Raw genomic sequence first — 18,891 nt, forward strand, 5'->3', positions numbered from 1 at the left:
GGGAAATGAAAAAATTTATGAGATTTCTAGTTGCGGGCGCTTTGCTTTGCGGCTCGCTGATCGCTAAGGACATCGCCAAAGATACGCTTATCGTAGGCACGAACGCCGAATATCCGCCGTTTGAGTTTGTGGATGAAAACTCCAAGGTTACCGGCTTTGATATGGATCTGGTAGCCGAGCTTGCAAAGCGCGCGGGCGTGAAATATGAAATTTTAAATATGAGCTTTGACGGGCTGATACCTGCGATTAAAAGCGGTAAAATCGATATGATCGCCTCGGGAATGAGCGCGACACCGGCTCGCAAAAAGGCTATCGATTTCACAGCTCCTTACTATAAAGTCGAAAATTTATATGTCAAGCGCAAGGACGATAGCTCGTTAAATTCCAAGGCGGATCTGCAGGGTAAGCGCCTTGCCGCGCAGCTAGGCACCATTCAAGAGCTTGCGATCAGAGATATCAAAGGCGCCGAGGTTAGCGCCACGGAGAACGTCTTCGTAGCCGTTATGTCGCTGAAGAACAAAAAGATCGACGCGCTTTGCGTGGATTCGTCCGTAGGCTACGAATATCTTAAGAAAAATGACGATCTAACCGCATTTTTTAAAGAATCCGACGGCAGCGAGGGCTTTTCGATCGCATTTGATAAGGGCAAGTATCCCGAGCTGCTAGCTAAGTTTAACGCAGCGCTTGAGGAGATGAAAAAGGATGGAAGCTACGAAAAGCTTTTGGAAAAGTATAATTTAAAATAATCCGCAAAATTTAGGCGCAAATTCCTCTTATAGAATTTGTGCCGCCTAAGAGGAATCCTATGAAAAAGATATTTTTAGCACTTGCGATTTTGCTCTGCACGCAGAGCTTTGCGGAGCAAAAAGACAGATACGGCATCGCTGCGTTTGCAGGTCTTGGCAATGACGGCAGAAGCTTCGTTTTTACATTTAGAAAGGCTCAAAAAGATCGTTTCTTTCCCTGCGACTTAAAAAATTTAAATATAATCGCCGCGGACGCTTCTAGGTGCATAACGGACGCTAAGGAGCTGAAAAAATTCGATAAAGAATATAAAAAAGCTCTCGAGTCCGTGATAAAACCCGGCAAGCGCTACTACGTAAATTTAATCGATCGTGGCAATGACGCCTATGTCTGCGACGCAAGCGATCCTAAAAGCAATCTGCGATTAGATCTGGTAGCGGCGGGATTTGCCGTACCGACAACCGACGATAGCGAACTTCTTTTAAAAGCTGCTGAGGAGGCCAAAGAGGCTAAACGCGGAATGTATAGCGCAAAATTTTGGGATGTTACCAACTGTATTCTAAACGGCGTGCCGATGCCGAAAAAGATAGATGAGTGAAATTTACGCGCTTAGCGACGATACCTTAACGCCGCCGCAAACTATCTTTTCGCAGATAGATGAAATTTTGCGCTGCGGCGTAAAGCTCGTGCAGTATCGTAGCAAGCTCGCCGTGAGGGATGAAGCTTTAATCCGCTCTCTCATCGGTCTTTGCGAAGATTACGGCGCCAAACTCATCATCAACGACGATGCGGCGCTTGCCAAAAAGCTTGGCGCACACGGCGTGCATATCGGAAAGGACGACGGCGAGACGGCGCAGGTGCGTGAGTTTTTAGGCGCGAATAAGATCGTCGGCGTTAGTTGCTACGCCGATCTCGCTCGCGCGCAAAAGGCCGAAGCGCAGGGCGCTAGCTACGTAGCCTTCGGCTCTCTAAGGCGCGGCAAGACAAAGCCTGATGCGCCGCTTTGCCCCGATGCGCTCGTGCAAGAGGCGCGAAAATCTTTAAATCTCCCAATCGCCGTAATCGGCGGCATAAGCTTAGAAAATTTAAATGAAATTTTAGCCCTCAAGCCCGATTATATCGCGATGGTAGAGGCGATCTACAGGCCCGCTTCGATCACTCAGAATTTAGCAAATTTAAAGGAAAAAATGGATGAATATATTTGACGCCGTGATTTTAGGCATCGTCGAGGGGCTGACGGAATTTCTGCCCGTAAGCTCGACCGGGCACATGATCCTAGCTGCGAAACTGATGGGCTTACAGCAGACCGACACGCTTAAATGCTTCGAGGTCGTTATCCAGCTAGGTTCGATCCTAGCGGTCGTCGCGATGTTTTACAAGCGGCTTTTAGTTGATTTTAAGCTCTGGTGCAAGCTCGTCGTGGGCTTCATCCCTACCGCCGCGATCGGATTTTTGCTCTATAAAAGCATCAAATCGCTATTCGCACCGCAGACCGTCGCTTACGCGCTGATCGGCTGGGGCATTATTTTTATCGCAGTCGAGCTCTTTCGCAAGGCGCGCCCTAGGGAGAATGAACTAGAACATCTGGATCAAATTTCATACGTTCAGGCTTTCATCATCGGGCTTTCGCAATGTTTTGCGATGGTGCCGGGTACTTCGCGCAGCGGTGCTACCATCATCGCAGGGCTTTTATGCGGGCTAAGCAGAAACCTAGCCGCGCGCTTTAGCTTCCTGCTCGCGATCCCTACGATGTTTGCAGCGACTTTCTACGACACCTATAAAAATTTAGACACCTTCGCGCAAAACTCCGACAATATCACGACCTTTCTCATAGGCGGCGCAGTGGCGTTCGTCGTGGCGCTTGCGGCGATCAAGCTATTTCTAAGCTTCGTCTCGAAGTTCGATTTCATTCCGTTTGGAATTTATAGAATTCTAATCGGCGTCGTATTTTTCATCTTCGTTTTTTAAACGCAATCATCAAAGGAATTTCATGAGCCTTGTAAAAAATATCGGCGCATTTTTAAAAGACAGATTCAGCCTCCTATCGGTATTTGACGGCGCGGTGCTAAACGCATACGTGCTAGTTTTGGTATTAAATTTAGCGCTCGGGTTGCTTCTTATCGCACGCGGCGGCGAGCTGCTCTCTGCGCAGGCGCTGTTTTTCGCGGTATCTGCGATCTGCGGCGTGACGATACTTTTTTTCGCGCTTTATGCGCTTAGCTTTTATAGCGCCAGGCTATATAAAATTCTCGCCTTTGCGCTTCTGGCGATAAACGTAGCCTTCGCGATCGCTCAGATTTTTTTGATCTTTAGCCTGGAGCTTACCTACTCGCACGGCACGCTGGACGCGCTAGTGCAAACGACGCCCAAGGAGGCCTTTGAGTTCGCGCATGCGTTTTTAAATTTTAAGCTTATCGCGGCTTTTTTGGCGCTTTTAATTTTCGTCATCGCCGCTCTTATGCTTAGAGTGAGCCAGCGAGCGCGAATGAAGCTATGTCGCGCGATAAAGCTAATCTTTCTGCTTAGCTTGCTTGTTTTTATCGCGCATGCGGCGTTTAAAAGCTACGTAGCCAAAAGCTCGAAAATGCGCGCCAGCATCATAATCGCGCTAAATAAAATTCCGATTTACAACTTTGCTTTCGTTACGAAGGATTATTTCGGCGCCGATTTTAAAAGCGTGCGCGAGCTGCAAGCCGGATACCAAAGCATTTACGCCTCGCATTCGCATAAAACCGCGCCAAACCGTATCTCAAACGTCGTTTTTATTATCGGAGAGAGCCTGCAGCGAAATTTTATGAGCCTATACGGCTACTATCTGCCCACCACGCCGAATCTGCAAGCGCTTGAGAAAAGCGGAAATCTAATCGCCTTTAGCGATGTCGTCTCGCCTGGAGCTAAGACCAACGACGTGTTAAAATACGTGCTAAATTTCGGAAATTACGAGAGCGAAAAGCAGCGCCCGTGGAGCGCCAACCTCGACATCGTAAATCTCGCGCGGCTCGCAAACTACGAGACCTTTTGGATCAGCAACCAGGAGCGCTACGGGCAGTGGGCGGTCGCAAGCGGCGCAAGCGCGCAGATGACGGATCACTCGGACTTTACAAACCAGATCCCGGTTTACAAATACGCCTACTCGCTCGACGAAGTTATGCTGCCTAGTATAAAAAATTTCAAATCGGGCGCGAAAAGATCGCCCCTTGCGCGCAAAGACGAAAGCTCCGCCGCAGAGGTGGGCAGCACGCAGAAAAAGGATAAATTTTTCATCCTTCATCTGATGGGCTCGCACCCGAGCTATGAGTTTCGCTATCCAAAAAGCTTTGCTAAATTTAGCGCCGCAGATATCTCGCGCGAGCCACTTGATGAGGGGCAGAAAAAAGAGCTCGCGCACTACCTAAACACCGTGGCTTACAACGATTTTATAGTAAGCGAAATTTATAAAATTTTCGCAGACGACAACACGCTGATAGTCTATTTTAGCGACCACGCCCAGAGCCTTTATCAATACCGCGGCAAGCTGATCCACGGGGGCATCAACCGCTTCACGCTCGAAATCCCGCTGATTTTCATGGCGTCGGATAAGTTCAAAGAGCAAAATGCGGATCTTTGGGCGCGCATCGCCGCAGCCAAAAATAGGCCGTTTTTGAACGACGATCTCATCCACGCGATTGCGGAAATTTTAGAGATGACCGACCTACCCGAGTACGATCCCACTCGCTCGGTGATCAATTCTGATTTTAACGCCTCGCGTCCGCGCATCATCGAGGGGGTCGATTACGATAAGGTTTATAGATTGCAGAAGGAATTCGGCGAGTAAATTCGGTGAAATTTTGCGCCTTTTAGCAGCGCAGAATTTCGCCTCTTAAAATCTGCGCTCTTATCGCAAGCGTCGCGCCTTAATTTAGCTTTCGGACGGTCGCGTCAATTTTCGCAGCCGCAGGCTCTACGATAAAATTTCTCGCCGTAAAATTTGCCGAGTAAAATTCGACTTTGTAAAATTTCAAATTTTGCGGCCAAAATTCCACGACGCAGAATTTTCCATGCGTTCACGAAATACAAAATTTGCGAAGCTCGTTCAAATAGCGAAATTTTGAAATTTAGGAATTTTAAAATTTGGCGACGTTAAAATTTATACGCACGGCACGGAATTCTACCGCTCAAATTTCACGGCGCAAAACTCCTCAGCACAAAATTTACCGCCAGAATTCAGCTCGCAATTTAAAATTTCAAAATTCTAAGCCGCGAAATTTTATGCCGAAAAATTTCACACCCCAATCGGCACGGAGTATCTGCTACCCGAGCTGCACATAAAATTCTGCGCTTTAAAATTCCAAGTCATGAAATTTTACGCTACGAAATTCCACCGACAAAATTTTATGTCGCAAAACCCCGTGTCGAGAAATTTAAAAGCGGCTCTTGTTATAAAATTTCGCGAGCTTAATTTACGCTGCCGCAGCGGTATTTGCCCGCTACGAAGGTGATTTTATCGCGGATCTGAGCGATCTGTCTTAGCGCCTCTGCTAAGAAATCCACGTCGCTTTCGTCGTGGATAAACAAGAAGCTAGCCCGCACCCAAGCGGGTTTGCGCGACATTTCGATATCGGGTTGCAAGCCGAGCAGATCAAAGCCGTAAGGTGCTGCACAGTCGCATCCTGCGCGGGTCTGAATCTCAAATTTCTGCCCGAGCACTCCGGCTAGCGCGTCTGCGCCGAGCCCTTTCATATTAAAAGCAAAGATTGGCACGCGCGGCGCAGTCAGATTGCCATAAATTTTAATCTCGTGGATTTTTGAAATTTCGCTTATGAAGCGTCTGCAGATCGCCTCTTCGCGCGACTTGATCGCCTCTAGCCCCGCACTTTTGCGAAGCTTTAGGGCAAGATAAGCTCGCACCAGCGCGATGATACCGGGCGTGCCTGCTTCCTCCAAGCGCTCCTTGTCGATTATAAAGCGCTGCGTTAGGGCATCTGCGTATTTGATCGTGCCGCCTCCAGCGAATGTCGGCTCTTCGCCACGCAAAAGCTCCTTTCGCACCGCCAAAATCCCGCTAGCGCCTACGCCGCCTAAGAGCTTGTGTGCGCCGAAAAACATACCGTCGCAAAAGCCAAGATCCACGTTTTCGTGCGCGATGAGCGCGCTAGCGTCCACAAACAGCCGCCCGCCGTGCGCCTTGAGCATCAAGTAAGCGCGCTTGTAGTCTATCTTAAGCCCCGTCGCGTTTGATGCCGCGGTAAGCACGCCGTAAATTTCGCGCCCTTTGTTTGCGGATAAAATTTCGCCCAGCCGCGCAAAGTCCATCAGACCACTTCCGTCCAGCGGCACGCGCACGACCTCGCAAAGCCCCTGTCTTAGGCTAATCTCAACGGAATGATGCTCAAAAGGCGAGATGATGAAAAGCGGCAGCTCTTTTATGCTCTCGCGCCGCAAGCCGAGCCTATCTCGCGTCGCGGGCGGCAGGTAGATGCCTAAAATTTCCCAAAGCTTCTTAATCGCCGCAGTCGCGCCAAATCCGCACGAGATCAGGTAGTAGCGCTCTTCGCAGCCTAGAAGCTCTTTGATTTTGGCTCTTGCGTTTTCGTAGTAATCGCTCGTAATCTCGGCGCTCTCTCCGCCTGCGGAGTGGACGTTGGCGTATGTTGCAAGCACGCGCTCGATTTCCGCTTCTATAGGGCGATACGCGAGCCCCGAGGCGGCGAAATCGAAGTATTTGACCCCCTCTTTTAAGATGATATTTTCTTTGATCGTTTCAAAATCCAAAGCGTGACTCCAAAATTTTTGCAAATTATATCCAAACTCGCTAAAATTACGCCCGCAAGGAGGGCGAAATTTACGAGCTAAAAGACACTGCGCGAAATTTGGGCGATGCTGGTATCGATGCGATTTTGCAGTTTCATTTTGTATTCGACGAGATAGGCTGCATAAGCGGTTACGCGGACGTTTTCGAAGCGATCGAAAATGAAATTTTGCTCTGCTTCGAACGTCTCGGCGAGCGCTTTAAATTTGGCGGCGAGTACGAAGAGCAGATCAAAAAGGCGCTGATGAAATTCGCTAGAAGCGACCGCAAAAAAATAGGAATTTCAAAAATCTTGCCGCGATTTACGGCGCAAAAAATCACCGCAGATCTCATAAACGCGAAGTTTTTAATCACCGAAAAATCAAGCGAGCAAAGGACGCAAAAGGCTCGCAAAAACGACCGCCTACCGCGCGCGCTGCGCCGCTATCATATCACCGACAAAGTCCATTTTAGCAGCAACTTTGCGAGGTTTTGGTTTAGATTTATCGAGCCGAACCTGCCCGCGCTGCGCCGCGGCGAGATAGGGCGCGTGCTAAGCCTAATCAAAGCGGATTTTAACGCCTACGCGGGGCTCGGGTTTGAAATTTTAAGCAAGGAGCTGCTCGCGAAGTATCTAAATTTAGAGATTTCGCAAATTTCAAGCTTTTGGAACAAAGAGGTCGAGATCGACATCTACGCGAAATTTGAGAACTTTTGCGTCGCAGGCGAGTGCAAATACAAGGAGCGAAAAATTTCAAAAAACGTGCTAAACGAGCTCATTCTCAAATGCGAAAAAGCTGACCTCGCGCCCGATCTGCTCGCGCTGTTTTCCAAAAGCGGCTTTAGCGGCGAACTGCAAAACCTAAAAAGCGATAAAATTTTACTTTTTTCGCTCGAGGATTTTAAAATTTTACTTTGAACTGCGCGCCAAAAAAGCCTAAATATGGCGCGAGCGAGCGGTGCCGTGCGCGTATGGTATGCCGCAAAGCAAACGAATTATGCGTTAATGACGGTACGCTATCTACGGGCGGTACGGGCAGAGCATGGGTAAGCGCAAGGCACGGCAGACGCGCTATCGATAGACGGCATGAAGGTGTGTTGAGCGGACGGCGGCGCTATGGATAGGCAGATAGCGCGCCATCAGAGGCGCACTATGGCAGCAAATTTTAAACACAATCTGCAAGCAGAAAATCCGCCAAGCGCCAAATGCGAGTTTTTAAAATTCTATCACTAAATTTTAGCACAGGCTTAGACGGCTACGTCGCCCACGCACAAATCAGCCACTTGCGAATTTCCCGCGACTATTGATAAGCAAACACTCGCTATATGTAAGCAAACGCGCGCCAGCAAAACCGCAACTATTCATAAACAAACCTCGCGCTCTAAATTCCGTAAATTCAGACTATTTTTTCACCTTGATCACGTATGGGACTGATTTGATCACGCCTTTGGAAAACAGCGTCTTGGTGTCCGCATATACAGCGTCAAGCTCGGCTTTTGAGACGTCCGCATCGCTTACCTGCACATTCTTGTCGTAGTATTTCTCGATCACGTCGATCGCGCCTTTTTGATCGCTCGGCAAGAGGGCTTTTAGCTGCTTTAAAATCAGCGCCGATTTGATAAACGCGCTCTTGCCGTGCACCGGCGCAAAGATCAATTTTACGTTGCTGTTGCGAAGATGCTTCGTGATCCTCTTCATCTCCTCGGCGCAATACGGGCACTCCGGATCGCCCACGATGTAGGTCACGTAGGGATTATTTTTATCAAAAGACTCGATATAGGCAAATCTCGCGGGATCTATGCTCTTTAGCAGCTCAAGCGCGGCGGCGTCCCTGGCGTCCGTTAAAATTTGAGTTCTCATCTTAAACAGCGCCGCATCCGCCGCGTCTGCAAGCTTAGGCTCCTCAGTCACCGCCACTAGGCTTTTGGCGTCGTCGCTAGCCAAAAACGCCTCTTTTTTATCGCCCGAGCGGACGATCAGTAAATTTAGCCCGTTTAGCGAGTTTAGCTTGTCGATCGAGATGAGCTGAGCGTTTTTATCATTTAGACTTTGCTTTAGGTTTTTTACGAACTCCACTTCGTTCGCATTCGCGCCAAGCGTAAAAGCCGCACATGCAGCCAAAACGTAGATGATTTTTTTCATAGCTTCTCTCCCCTTAAAATTTCGCTAATTATATCAATTTAAAATAAAATTTGTTATAATCGCGCCCTATCAATTTAAGGAGAAATTTATGGCTTATTCAATGGGCGATCTAAAAAAAGGGCTAAAAATCGAGGTGGACGGAATTCCGTTTAAAATCATAGAATACCAACACGTAAAACCGGGCAAAGGACCTGCTTTCGTGCGCGTTAAAATAAAATCCTTCATCGATGGCAAGGTGCTTGAAAAGACCTTCCATGCGGGCGATAAATGCGAAGCTCCGAATCTTGAGGAAAAAGAGATGCAGTATCTCTACGACGATGGCGAAGCGTGTCAGTTTATGGATACCGATAGCTACGAACAGATCGCGATTAGCGACGAGGACGTGGGCGAGGCGAAAAAATGGATGCTAGATGGCATGATGGTAAATATAATGTTTTACAACGGCAAAGCGATCGGCGTGGATGTGCCGCAGGTGGTGGAGCTTAAGATCGTAGAAACTGCGCCAAATTTCCGCGGTGATACACAGGGCAGCAATAAAAAGCCCGCCACGCTTGAGACCGGCGCCGTGGTGCAGATCCCATTTCACGTGCTCGAAGGCGAGGTCATCCGCGTAGATACCGTCCGCGGCGAGTATATCGAGCGCGCGAATAAATAATCCCCCCTGTTTTTGCGAAATTTTGATTTCGCAAAAATTCCTCTTTCTTTTAAAATTTATAAACTCCGAGCGATAAATTTAAACCGCGATCGTCGCGTAAATTTTGATTAAAATGGCTTTTTAAATTCGCCGAAATGCGGGATAATTTAGTCTAAGCTTTACGCGGCGCTGATTTTGGCAAAATTCAGAATGGTTTTACAATTAAATTTGAGCATAAAAAGCGCCCGAAAGCAAATCTTACGACCCACTTTCGGGCTTTGAGCTAGGCTGCAACTTTAATTAGATTTAAAATTTCACCTTCACTTGGGAAACGAGGCTTAGCAAAATCTTTATTAAAGAAAAGCTTTCTGCCGTCAACTTCTACTAGAAAGTCTCCGCTGCCACCAGGGACCAACTCGACAACTGCATCCTTATAGACGCCTGTTATTTCATCTCTCACACGGAGAGCTTGCGGTCTATAAGATCAAGAATTACAATAAGTAATTACAACCTTCATCTTTTATTCCTTTCTAAAAAAGTGCCACATTGTAGCCAAACTAGCTTAAATTTTAATATAAAGGCCCAATTTCACGCGCCTCAGCATTTAAAATTTACGAGCGAAATTTCGCCGTTTGCAAAGCTTTGCTGCCGCGAGCCCAAGACTAGTCCTCAAATTTTAAAATTTCATCGTAGCAGAGATAAAAATCGCAGCCGTGCGTATGGAATTTCTTATCGCCGTGAAAGTGTCCGAAATACCACCGCGCGGGCCTTACGAGCTCAAAGATCCGCTCCAAATACTCAGACGTTTTATCGGGGGTGCTTTTGCTGCACCAAAGGTATTCTTTTAAAAATTTCATGGCAAACCACGGCGCTGTGTGACTCAGTACCGCATCGATCCGCCTGCCCGCGGCGATGAAATCGCGGGCATTTTGCATCGCGCAAGCAAACTCCTCCTCGCTTGGAATCTCGCGCGCCCACCAGCTAAGCCCCGGTATCCGATGCGCCTTATCGACGCTAAGCGCGCCGCCGAAGCACAAAAATCGTCGCCCCGCAATCTCGTAAATTTCGCCACGCCGCAGCCAAAAAATATTCTCGCCGCCCACGCTCACGGTGCCGCGGAATTTCCGCTCGCGCGGCAGCTGATCCAACATATCGAAATTTTCATGGTTGCCGTCTATGAAAAGAAGCGTGGCGGGGAAATATCTTTCTATATTTTTACGCGCCATAAACTCATCTATCCGCTCGCTCCAAAACAGCCCGAAATCTCCGAGCACAATGACGAAATCATCAGCGCTAAGCCCACCCGCAAAGGCCTTGTTTGTTATTTTGCCGATCTCGTTTATTCCGTGCGTATCGCCGCAAAGATATATCATCTGCCTCTTCTTTTTTGCTTTCTTAATTTAACTCGCCGCACTTTGCCACAGCCCGTGCGAATGAAATTTAAGCGCTAAATTTTACTGCCGTTTATGTATCGCAACGCTCTGTGCTCCAGCCGCAACCGCGCAAATTTAATCCGAATTAGAAGCGTAAATTTAGGCGACGAAATTTTAAAAGCGTGGGCATCAAGCCTGTCGCCGCACAAATTTAAAGCCACGGCCTCTGATCTTAAATTTCGCGGCGCGGATCTAAGCGGCGAAATCCGAGCAAGCGTAGCTTTGCTTACTGCCACTAAATTTTAAATTTAGCGACGGACTTTCTAAATTTATAATGAACCACGTAAATTTAGCGGCGGATTGCGCAATTTCCACAAAGAGCTTTGTAAATTTTCACAACGAACTTTGTAAATTCCACAACAAGCCACCTAAATTTAAAGATTAAATTTAAAGCCTGCCGCGCAATTTCGTCGCCAGCGCTGCGCCGATTTTTTCGTAGCCCTCTTTTTGCAAGTGGATTTCGTCAGGGCGGATCAGCCCACGCTCGCGCCAGCCGCGCCAGCCGCCATCCTCATCCATAAGACCGGCTATGTCGTAAAACATCGCCCCTTCGTCTCGCGCTAGATGCGCTAGCACCTCCGCAGCGCGTGAGGCGTTTGGCACTTTAGGGCTTCGCGGCGGCGCTACAAGCAGGATTTTTGCACCGGGAGCTGCGGAGCGGACGGAGCGAAGCAGCCCACGGACGCTTTGGTAGAATTTTTGCTCGTCAAATTTCGGATCCATCGCGTCGTTTGTGCCATAAGCGATAACTACGAGATTGTATCTAAGTCCCGAAAAATCCCTACCAAAGGCATCTGCACCCCATTTTTCGTAGAGATTGCTAAACGCGCCGTTGCTCGCACAAGAGTCTGCAAAGCGCGCGTTTTTACGATAAATTTTATATCCTCCAAGCTCTGCTCCGTCACGCAGCGATCTAATTTCGATCGGAAATCTAAGTCGCAGCTTAGAATACTCCCATTTCTGCGGCACTTCTTGCGAAATATACGCGCTTAGCCCACTTGCATCGCGCACGCGAAAAATCTCGCCACTCTGATCCGATTTATGCAAAATTTCGACATAAAAATCGCCGCTAAGTTGCTTTAGCTCCAGCCGCACGTTAGCGCCTTTTTTGCCGGTAGCGATCACTCCACATAACGGGAAATCGGGGTCTTGCTCGGTGCGGGATGAGATTACATTAAAGCCGCTTTGCTTAAATTCTATATTTTCGCTTTTATGGTATTTAGGCATCATCGCAGGCACGAAGCCGACGCTGTTTTGCACGAAAAAGCCGTGTCTGAAAGCATCTATCAGCGCGTCGCTTCCTAAATGCGAATCGCCAAAAAATTTCACTCCAAAGCCCGCAGAGCTTTTTGCGTTTGCGGAATTTATGCCGCGGACGCCTGCGTTTGCCGCGCATCCGCCTAATAATGCGGCAAATAAAATCACTATAAATTTACTCAACTTCAATCCTTGATAAAATTTCTTTCGCTACCGCTTCGCAACCCTCTTTGCTCATATGAATGCCGTCGTCTTGGCGCACGCGCACGAGCTTGGAGCCGCTTTGCAGATAGGTTTTATAGACGCCTTTTTCGCACACCAGCGGGGTTGTTTGCATAAAATACCCGCCAAGCGCCATACTTGCGTCGGCATATATTTGATTTAGCAGCTGCGTTTTCTCCTCAAAATCGGGCTTTTGCATACACGGCATCGCAAGCCACAGCACTCCTGCACCGTGCGAGTGCGCCGTATCGTAGATCTCACGCACTCTTGAGGCGTAAAACTCCCGCCAGCGCGGCGTTTTAATGCCATAAGTTTTACCTCCTGCGCGATACTCCCAGACGTCATTGGCGCCCAGCAGCACGACTACGAGCTTAACGCCGCCATTCTCTCTAAGCGCAGTATCGAGCGTCTTTTGCCAGTCGAAAGATTTCTTGCTCGCAAGCCCCGTAGATTGCTTGCTAAGATCAATCACCCTCAGGCTTCGCTTCGGGAAAAATTTCTTAGCATTCATCCCCACGTATTGCATCAGACTATCACCCATAAAAAGCACCTCATCGCCTGCATTTAGGCGGATTTTGCCATCGTCGCTAAGCGAAATTTTAGCATCAACCTCCACGGAGCCTTGCGTCGTTAAATTCTGCTCCAAGGCCTGCGGAGCGGGAAGTTGAGAATCGGAATTCTCGCCGCTTTGCAAGGTTGCGCTTGCCGTGACGGGATTTTGCGGCGCAGAGGAGCTGCGCGGTACAGAGCTTGTTGTAGCCAGGCTTTGTGACACGGAATTTTGCGAAGTAGAATTTTGAGGGGCGGAATTTTGTGCGTAAGGCTCCTGCGCAGAATCGCGCGTCTTTAAATGATGCGTAGAATTATTTAAGGCAGAATTCTTTGCAGCATGGGCTTGCGGCTTGCTATCTTGCGGTTTAACGCTTTGCGAAACATCGTGATCTCGCGCCCTCGTGCTTTGCAAAGCTTGATTTTCCGCCATACGATCTTGCGTAGACTTTTTAAAATTTTCGCTTCCGCCATGCGGACTTGCGTCCTCATCCTTGCTAATATCCTCGCCTTTGATACGCTGCTCAAGCTTATCTGCGCCATTTGCAATCTTTTCGTAGATCTCTCCGCCTACGCGAAACGGCGAGCGGCGCAGCCATTCTTCCAGCCCAAAATCATCGTGAAATCGCTGCTCCAAATAATAAAGCAGCGAGCCTTGCATAAAAAATGCTGAGAAAAGCAGCGCAAAAAGCAGAGTCGAAACAAACCTAAGCATCTAAAATCCTGCGTAGATGAAATTTGGAATTCCGCTTGGCATCAGCGCGAAAATCAGCGTGAAGATCATGCCGAGCACGAGAGCTTTAGGTAAAAACGGCAGCTCGGCAAAAAGCGCGATCAAAGTATCTTTAAGAGCTGAAATTTTAGGATAAACAAAAATCCCCGCTAAAATCACCGCAAGCACCGCTAGCTCGCTAATATCTCCGAAAGCTCGTGCGCGGGCAAAAGCGCTCAAAATCGCCGCCGCATCTGGCAGGGAATTGGCAAAAAAAATCCAAGCGAAACTTACAAAAATATAGGTGCAAAATAGCGCCAAATGTGGATTTAGCGGCTTTACGCCCACTTTGGCAAGACATTTTAAAAACACAAGCGCTGCTCCGTGCAAAAGCCCCCAAATCAAAAAATTTAATCCCGCGCCGTGCCAAATGCCCGAGAGCGCAAACGCGATTAGCAAATTTACGCAGGTGCGCGCAAAGCCATTGCGCGAGCCGCCGAGCGGGATATAAATATAATCGCGTATAAACGTGGATAAGCTGATATGCCAGCGATCCCAAAACTCGCCTAAATTCTTAGCCGCATAGGGCATATTAAAATTCTGAGGCAGCTTAAAGCCCATCGCAAGCCCAAGAGCCCGCGCCATATCGATAAAGCCGCTAAAATTCGTATAAAGCACCACGCCATAAAGTAGCAGTGCAGCTAGAATTTGCGCCACGGAAGACTCTGGCTCGTCGCCGTAAACGCCTGAAATCACATCGCTATAATACGCGCCCAAATAGCCGCTAATAAGCAGCAACTTAACTAAGGCAAAAATTATAAGCACATAAATTTCATCGGCATTGCCAAAGTGCTTGAAGCGATCAAACTGCGGCAGTACTGGCTCTACGCCCTTGGCAGCGCTAGCGCGCCCGATAGGACCCATCACGACGCTAGGGAAAAATGCCAAAAAGCACGCCAAGCTCAAAAAGCCCTGCTCGCCGCATTCGCGCCTATAAACCGAGACGAAATAGGTGATCGACATAAAAACATAATATGAAATTCCAAGCGGAAACGCCACGCTATCAACGGCACCTAGGTGCAGCGCAGCAAGCGCAGCATTGAAAAACTCCCTGACGTAGCCATAATATTTAAAAAACGCAAGAAAAAATAAGCCACCAGCAACTGCCGCAAGCATCACCGCACGCGCCTTCGCAGTTGGTAGTGGAATCTGCTTCGCTAGCCCTGCTTTTTGTACCTGCTTGGCTATGCCAGCTTGTTTTGCTGCGCTCATCTGCTTGGCTGCCGCTTTACGCGAGAGCTTTTTCTTGTGCGAAGACTGCTTTGCGGGCGGTATGGCTTTCGCAACTACGCGATTAGCGCGCGCGATACACACCCCTGCAAAATATACGAAAGCACTATAGGCTGCAAGCACTAGCGCAAAGCGCGGATTTATGGAGCACATAAAGCCGTAGCTTGCCAGCAGGATCAGGATTTTTTGCGCGAAAATATGATTTTTGAGCGTCCAATAAACGATTAAAAACGCTAAAAAAGCAAGGACAAACTCAGGCGAAAAAAATGTCATTCAATCTTTCCAATTTAAATTTTTAAAGCTCTTGCGGCTTTTAAACGCTCGCGGCGCGAAATTTATACGAAGCGAAAAAGCTTTTTTAAATCGCTTACAACGCGAGATTTTATGCGCAGATACGGCGTTGCGTCGCTAAACACGCTAATAAATTTAGCGTCCAAATCCTTAGATTCACGGGCACCTTGCATGCGAGCCCTTGCCGCGTGAGCGAAATTCCGCCACAATAGTAAAATTTGAAACGCAAATGAGGGCTCGACGCACGAATAAAATTTTTAAACGCGCTGAGCGGTTTATCATCAATTCTTATGAAACCCCACAAACGCAATCTCACAGGTTCTACCCGAAGGATTTCAAAATAAGCGCCTTTTGGAATCATGCCATATAAATTAGATGCGCGATGCCGCTAAAATCCTGCGAAATAAGATGAACCACACTTCATCACAACTATGAGGGCCAAAATTCTACAAAATAAAATCTAAAAGCCTAAATTTTGTAGCGATGATAAAATTTCCGCCTGTTAAAATCTACCACGCAAAATTACTAAGCAAAATCCCACTTTAAAGCGTGATAGAAACCATCTAAAAGCTGCGCCTTATGAGCCAAAATCATGGCTTTATTTTTACTGCAAATTGCAGACCTGCGCCGCCATAAAGCCCCTTTTAATTTTGTGGCAGCGTAAATGCCCCTTGCGCTAGCCTCGCTCTTTCGAACAAAATGCAAGTTAAAATCAACGAGCTTTGCATCGTAAATTTTAGCTCTAAGCTCGAATCTAGCGCGACAACGTAACTTTAGGCTCACCAGGCAAAATTAGTCGTAAATTTCATGCGGCTGCATAGATTTCAACCCGGGCTGAAATTTAACGTAGCAGGCGGGCCTCGCTTCGTAAATTAGCCATTCTAACGCGATAGTGTAAATTTCAATTTGCGATTTAAAATTTTCTAGCATAACGATGCAAATTTAGCTCACGTTTTAAAATTCCAATTTTCGCGGTGCGAACAGTTCATAAAACGCCGCGTAAAATTGCAAATTTCAGCGTTTTTTATTCGGCTGGCGAGGTTTGTGCGCACAAGAACTGATTTGCGAAAATTTTAAAATTTATCGCTTGCCCCAGCCTGCCTTCAGGGCAATCGCAATAAAATTTACGCTCCGCGTCTCAAGCAAGCGAGCAGTTGCGATGAAATTCCGAGCTAGCAGTCGAGATGAAATTTTACGCTGCATTTTAAAAAAATCCCGCGCCCACCCAACTGCGAAATCCGTAAATCTCACGCTAAATTTCATATTGCTGCATTACTTAGCGGCTATCAAATATGCTTGCCAAGCAAACGCGTAGAAAACTCTCACCGCCCTTTAATGCTCGTTCGAAGTAAAATTTCACGCAGATGTTTTAACGGTCCATGCTCGAAATAAACGCTCCACATAATTCTATCGCAAAACGGCTGCCGGGTGGAATTTTACCCGACAGCAAAGTCCGTGTTGCCTGAAATTTACGCCTCTGTGCGGATGATCCTTACCGCCTCGACCATATTTTTTAAGCTAGGGCGGACCTCCTCCCATTTGCGGGTTTTTAGACCACAGTCCGGGTTAATCCACAGCTGCTCTTTAGGAAGCACCTCAAGTAGCGCGCGGATCTGGCTTACGAGCTCCTGCACACTAGGAATTCGCGGGCTATGGATGTCGTAAACGCCTGGACCGACCTCTTGCTTATAGCCGACCGATTTGAAAACTCGAAGCAGCTCGTTGCCGCTGCGAGCGGTCTCGATGCTGATGACGTCGGCATCCATCGCCTCTATCGTTTTGATTATGTCGTTAAACTCCGAATAGCACATATGGGTATGGATCTGCGTGTGAGCACTTGCGGCGCTGACAGCGAGCTTAAAAGCACTAACGGCAAATTTTTCGTATGCAGGGATGTTTTCGGATCTAAGCGGATAGCCCTCTTTAAACGCCGCTTCATCTACCTGAACGATCTTGATGCCCGCGTCTTGCAGATCCGAAATTTCATCAAAAATCGCAAGTGCGAGCTGTTTTACTATCTGATCGCGAGGCTTATCGTCGCGCACGAAGCTCCAGTTCATCATCGTAACAGGTCCCGTTAGCATGCCCTTCATAATCTTTTTAGTGCGGCTTTGGGCGTATTTGATCCACTCCACGGTCATTGGTCTTGGACGGCTAACGTCGCCGAAAAGTAACGGCGGCTTCACGCAGCGGCTGCCGTAGCTCTGCACCCAGCCGTTGGCGCTAAACGCGTATCCGCTCATCTGCTCGCCGAAATACTCGACCATATCGTTGCGCTCAGGCTCGCCGTGAACCAACACGTCCAGACCAATCTCATCTTGAAATTTAACGCAGTCATCGATGTAGGCTTTGATGTCGCGCTCGTAGGCTTCGCGGCCAATTAAGCCCTTTTTGTAGGCGTTGCGAACCTGGCGAAGTTCGGCAGTCTGAGGGAAGGAGCCGATCGTAGTGGTAGGTAAAATTCCATAGCCTAGCTCCTTTTTCTGCACCTTGATGCGATCCTCGTAGCGATCGGCGCGCTCGAATTTATTTAAATTTGCAGCGCGGCTTTGCACTCGCTCGTCATGAATAAGTGGCGAGCTAGCGCGGGTTTTAGCGGATTTTTGATTTTCTTCGTAAGCTTTCATGCCGTGTTCGCACATCGGAATTTCAAAGAAAAGATGGGTTAAAATCGAAATTTCGCTTAGTTTTTCGACTGCGAAACTTAGCCAGGATTTGATCTCGGTGCTTAGTTTGTCCTCATATTTTAGCGTGAAAGGCACGTGTAAAAGCGAGCAGGAGGTACCCACATAGATGCGCTCCTTAGGCACGTAGGCCTCGATAGCTTTGAGCTGGGCTAGCTTTTTGTCGATGTCGCTCTTCCAGATATTGCGCCCGTCGATCACGCCCGTAAAAAGCACGGTCTTAGCGTCTTTTAAAATTTGAAGCTCTTTTTTGATATTCTCCTCGCTTGCGTAAACAAAATCAAGCCCGATCGCCCAAACATCGGTCTTTACTATCTCGCGCACGGCCTCAGTCGCATGCTCAAAATAGGTCATAAAGATAATTTTTACGTTGCTTGCGGCCTTGCTTAGGCGATGATAAACAGGCTCGATCTTTGGCGCTAGCTCAGCCGCGCGATCCGTTACGAAGATCGGCTCGTCGATCTGAATTACGACCTCGTTATCAAGCTCGCTAAGAAGCTTTAGCAGTTCCTCGTATTTCGCGACAAGGGCATCTAAATGCGCGAGTGGATCGCTTTTGTCGCTTGATTTGCTAAGCGCCAAGTAAGTAATAGGTCCGATTAAATTTATCTTTAGCGCGCAGGAATCCTTAAAATCATTATTTTTCGCGGCCTTATACTCGCTTAAAATTTTACTAGGATTTAGGCTAAATTCCGTATACGCAGAGATTTCGGGCACGATATAGTGGTAGTTTGTGTTAAACCACTTCGTCATCTCCATCGCGACTGCGTCTTTGCTGCCGCGCGCCATCGCAAAATACTGCTCGTGCGCCGAAAGAGCCGCGAAGCGCTGCGGGATCACGCCGAAAAGTATGCTGGTATCGAGCATCAAATCGTAGTATGAAAAGTCGTTTACGCTAATTAAGCCGCTCCAAGCATCCAGCTGATATTTGATGTGGCGATCTTTTAGCTCTGCAGCAACCCGCTCTAGCGCGTCATAATCGCACTTGCCCGCCCAATAGCTCTCCAAAGCCTTCTTTAACTCGCGCTGCTCTCCGATACGCGGAAAGCCCGTAACGTAACTCTTCATCTCTATCCTTTAAGTAAAATTTTGGTATGAAAGTGTTGATTTTATCTAAAATTTCTTTTGCCGTCATTAAAATTTTAACCTAATCTCGAAAATGAAC

The 18,891-nt window shown here is 47.9% G+C and carries 16 protein-coding genes; 7 read left to right on the forward strand and 9 right to left on the reverse strand.

Going from position 1 to position 18,891, the window contains the following annotated elements; all coding sequences use genetic code 11:
* Positions 1–5 precede the first annotated feature (5 nt).
* Genes CGRAC_RS09640 through CGRAC_RS09660 form a run of 5 tightly spaced genes read left to right on the forward strand, consistent with a single transcriptional unit; the run spans position 6 to position 4,558 of the window.
* Positions 6–746: a basic amino acid ABC transporter substrate-binding protein gene (locus CGRAC_RS09640; protein WP_005871172.1), complete on the forward strand. Its 741-nt coding sequence runs from the start codon at positions 6–8 to the stop codon at positions 744–746.
* 59 nt (positions 747–805) lie between these two features.
* Complete coding sequence (locus tag CGRAC_RS09645) at positions 806–1,342, forward strand: hypothetical protein (protein ID WP_005871170.1); 537 nt, start codon at positions 806–808, stop codon at positions 1,340–1,342.
* Positions 1,335–1,949: a thiamine phosphate synthase gene (thiE, locus tag CGRAC_RS09650; protein ID WP_005871168.1), complete on the forward strand. Its 615-nt coding sequence runs from the start codon at positions 1,335–1,337 to the stop codon at positions 1,947–1,949. Before CGRAC_RS09645 ends, thiE begins: the two co-directional genes overlap by 8 nt.
* Positions 1,936–2,712: an undecaprenyl-diphosphate phosphatase gene (locus CGRAC_RS09655; RefSeq protein WP_005871166.1), complete on the forward strand. Its 777-nt coding sequence runs from the start codon at positions 1,936–1,938 to the stop codon at positions 2,710–2,712. Before thiE ends, CGRAC_RS09655 begins: the two co-directional genes overlap by 14 nt.
* 22 nt (positions 2,713–2,734) lie before the next feature.
* Positions 2,735–4,558, forward strand: coding sequence for a phosphoethanolamine transferase (locus CGRAC_RS09660; RefSeq protein WP_005871164.1), 1,824 nt, complete (start codon positions 2,735–2,737; stop codon positions 4,556–4,558).
* A gap of 620 nt (positions 4,559–5,178) precedes the next feature.
* On the opposite strand, the gene CGRAC_RS09665 is transcribed toward CGRAC_RS09660, so the two are convergent.
* Positions 5,179–6,519 carry an aminotransferase class V-fold PLP-dependent enzyme gene (locus CGRAC_RS09665; protein WP_005871156.1) on the reverse strand — a complete coding sequence of 447 codons (1,341 nt, stop codon included), beginning with the start codon at positions 6,517–6,519 and terminating at the stop codon, positions 5,179–5,181.
* Positions 6,520–6,593: 74 nt separating this feature from the next.
* On the opposite strand from CGRAC_RS09665, the gene CGRAC_RS09670 reads away from it, so the two are divergent.
* Entirely contained in the window at positions 6,594–7,430 is an 837-nt protein-coding gene (locus tag CGRAC_RS09670) for a DUF234 domain-containing protein (protein WP_005871153.1), read from the forward strand.
* A 483-nt stretch (positions 7,431–7,913) separates the two neighbouring features.
* Here the strand turns inward: CGRAC_RS09670 and CGRAC_RS09680 are convergent, their stop codons facing one another.
* Positions 7,914–8,654: a hypothetical protein gene (locus CGRAC_RS09680; protein ID WP_005871148.1), complete on the reverse strand. Its 741-nt coding sequence runs from the start codon at positions 8,652–8,654 to the stop codon at positions 7,914–7,916.
* A gap of 88 nt (positions 8,655–8,742) precedes the next feature.
* Here CGRAC_RS09680 and efp point away from each other — a divergent pair, with 88 nt between their 5' ends.
* Positions 8,743–9,309 carry an elongation factor P gene (gene efp / locus CGRAC_RS09685; protein WP_005871146.1) on the forward strand — a complete coding sequence of 189 codons (567 nt, stop codon included), beginning with the start codon at positions 8,743–8,745 and terminating at the stop codon, positions 9,307–9,309.
* A 262-nt stretch (positions 9,310–9,571) separates the two neighbouring features.
* Here the strand turns inward: efp and CGRAC_RS12070 are convergent, their stop codons facing one another.
* The 7 genes from CGRAC_RS12070 to metE form a co-directional block, all read right to left on the reverse strand.
* Entirely contained in the window at positions 9,572–9,805 is a 234-nt protein-coding gene (locus CGRAC_RS12070; RefSeq protein WP_255349569.1) for a SelT/SelW/SelH family (seleno)protein, read from the reverse strand.
* A 145-nt stretch (positions 9,806–9,950) separates the two neighbouring features.
* Positions 9,951–10,661 (reverse strand): metallophosphoesterase, encoded by a 711-nt coding sequence (locus CGRAC_RS09690; RefSeq protein WP_005871144.1) that lies wholly within the window; start codon positions 10,659–10,661, stop codon positions 9,951–9,953.
* Between the two features lie 252 nt (positions 10,662–10,913).
* Entirely contained in the window at positions 10,914–11,036 is a 123-nt protein-coding gene (locus CGRAC_RS12775; RefSeq protein ID WP_256640512.1) for a hypothetical protein, read from the reverse strand.
* Positions 11,037–11,108: 72 nt separating this feature from the next.
* Positions 11,109–12,161, reverse strand: coding sequence for a GDSL-type esterase/lipase family protein (locus CGRAC_RS09700; protein ID WP_005871142.1), 1,053 nt, complete (start codon positions 12,159–12,161; stop codon positions 11,109–11,111).
* Positions 12,154–13,464 (reverse strand): DUF459 domain-containing protein, encoded by a 1,311-nt coding sequence (locus tag CGRAC_RS09705; protein WP_005871141.1) that lies wholly within the window; start codon positions 13,462–13,464, stop codon positions 12,154–12,156. Before CGRAC_RS09705 ends, CGRAC_RS09700 begins: the two co-directional genes overlap by 8 nt.
* Positions 13,465–15,024, reverse strand: coding sequence for an MBOAT family O-acyltransferase (locus CGRAC_RS09710; protein WP_005871140.1), 1,560 nt, complete (start codon positions 15,022–15,024; stop codon positions 13,465–13,467).
* Between the two features lie 1,487 nt (positions 15,025–16,511).
* Complete coding sequence (gene metE / locus CGRAC_RS09725; RefSeq protein ID WP_005871129.1) at positions 16,512–18,794, reverse strand: 5-methyltetrahydropteroyltriglutamate--homocysteine S-methyltransferase; 2,283 nt, start codon at positions 18,792–18,794, stop codon at positions 16,512–16,514.
* Positions 18,795–18,891: the final 97 nt, after the last annotated feature.

Source organism: Campylobacter gracilis (assembly GCF_001190745.1).
Taxonomy (GTDB): domain Bacteria; phylum Campylobacterota; class Campylobacteria; order Campylobacterales; family Campylobacteraceae; genus Campylobacter_B; species Campylobacter_B gracilis.

Excerpts from the sequence above, each read along its gene's own strand:
- CGRAC_RS09640 (WP_005871172.1), top strand. The coding sequence starts at position 6 with ATGAAAAAATTTATGAGATTTCTAGTTGCGGGCGCTTTGCTTTGCGGC.
- CGRAC_RS09645 (WP_005871170.1), top strand. The coding sequence starts at position 806 with ATGAAAAAGATATTTTTAGCACTTGCGATTTTGCTCTGCACGCAGAGC.
- thiE (WP_005871168.1), top strand. The coding sequence starts at position 1,335 with ATGAGTGAAATTTACGCGCTTAGCGACGATACCTTAACGCCGCCGCAA.
- CGRAC_RS09655 (WP_005871166.1), top strand. The coding sequence starts at position 1,936 with ATGAATATATTTGACGCCGTGATTTTAGGCATCGTCGAGGGGCTGACG.
- CGRAC_RS09660 (WP_005871164.1), top strand. The coding sequence starts at position 2,735 with ATGAGCCTTGTAAAAAATATCGGCGCATTTTTAAAAGACAGATTCAGC.
- CGRAC_RS09680 (WP_005871148.1), bottom strand. The coding sequence starts at position 8,654 with ATGAAAAAAATCATCTACGTTTTGGCTGCATGTGCGGCTTTTACGCTT.
- efp (WP_005871146.1), top strand. The coding sequence starts at position 8,743 with ATGGCTTATTCAATGGGCGATCTAAAAAAAGGGCTAAAAATCGAGGTG.
- CGRAC_RS09690 (WP_005871144.1), bottom strand. The coding sequence starts at position 10,661 with ATGATATATCTTTGCGGCGATACGCACGGAATAAACGAGATCGGCAAA.
- CGRAC_RS09705 (WP_005871141.1), bottom strand. The coding sequence starts at position 13,464 with ATGCTTAGGTTTGTTTCGACTCTGCTTTTTGCGCTGCTTTTCTCAGCA.
- CGRAC_RS09710 (WP_005871140.1), bottom strand. The coding sequence starts at position 15,024 with ATGACATTTTTTTCGCCTGAGTTTGTCCTTGCTTTTTTAGCGTTTTTA.
- metE (WP_005871129.1), bottom strand. The coding sequence starts at position 18,794 with ATGAAGAGTTACGTTACGGGCTTTCCGCGTATCGGAGAGCAGCGCGAG.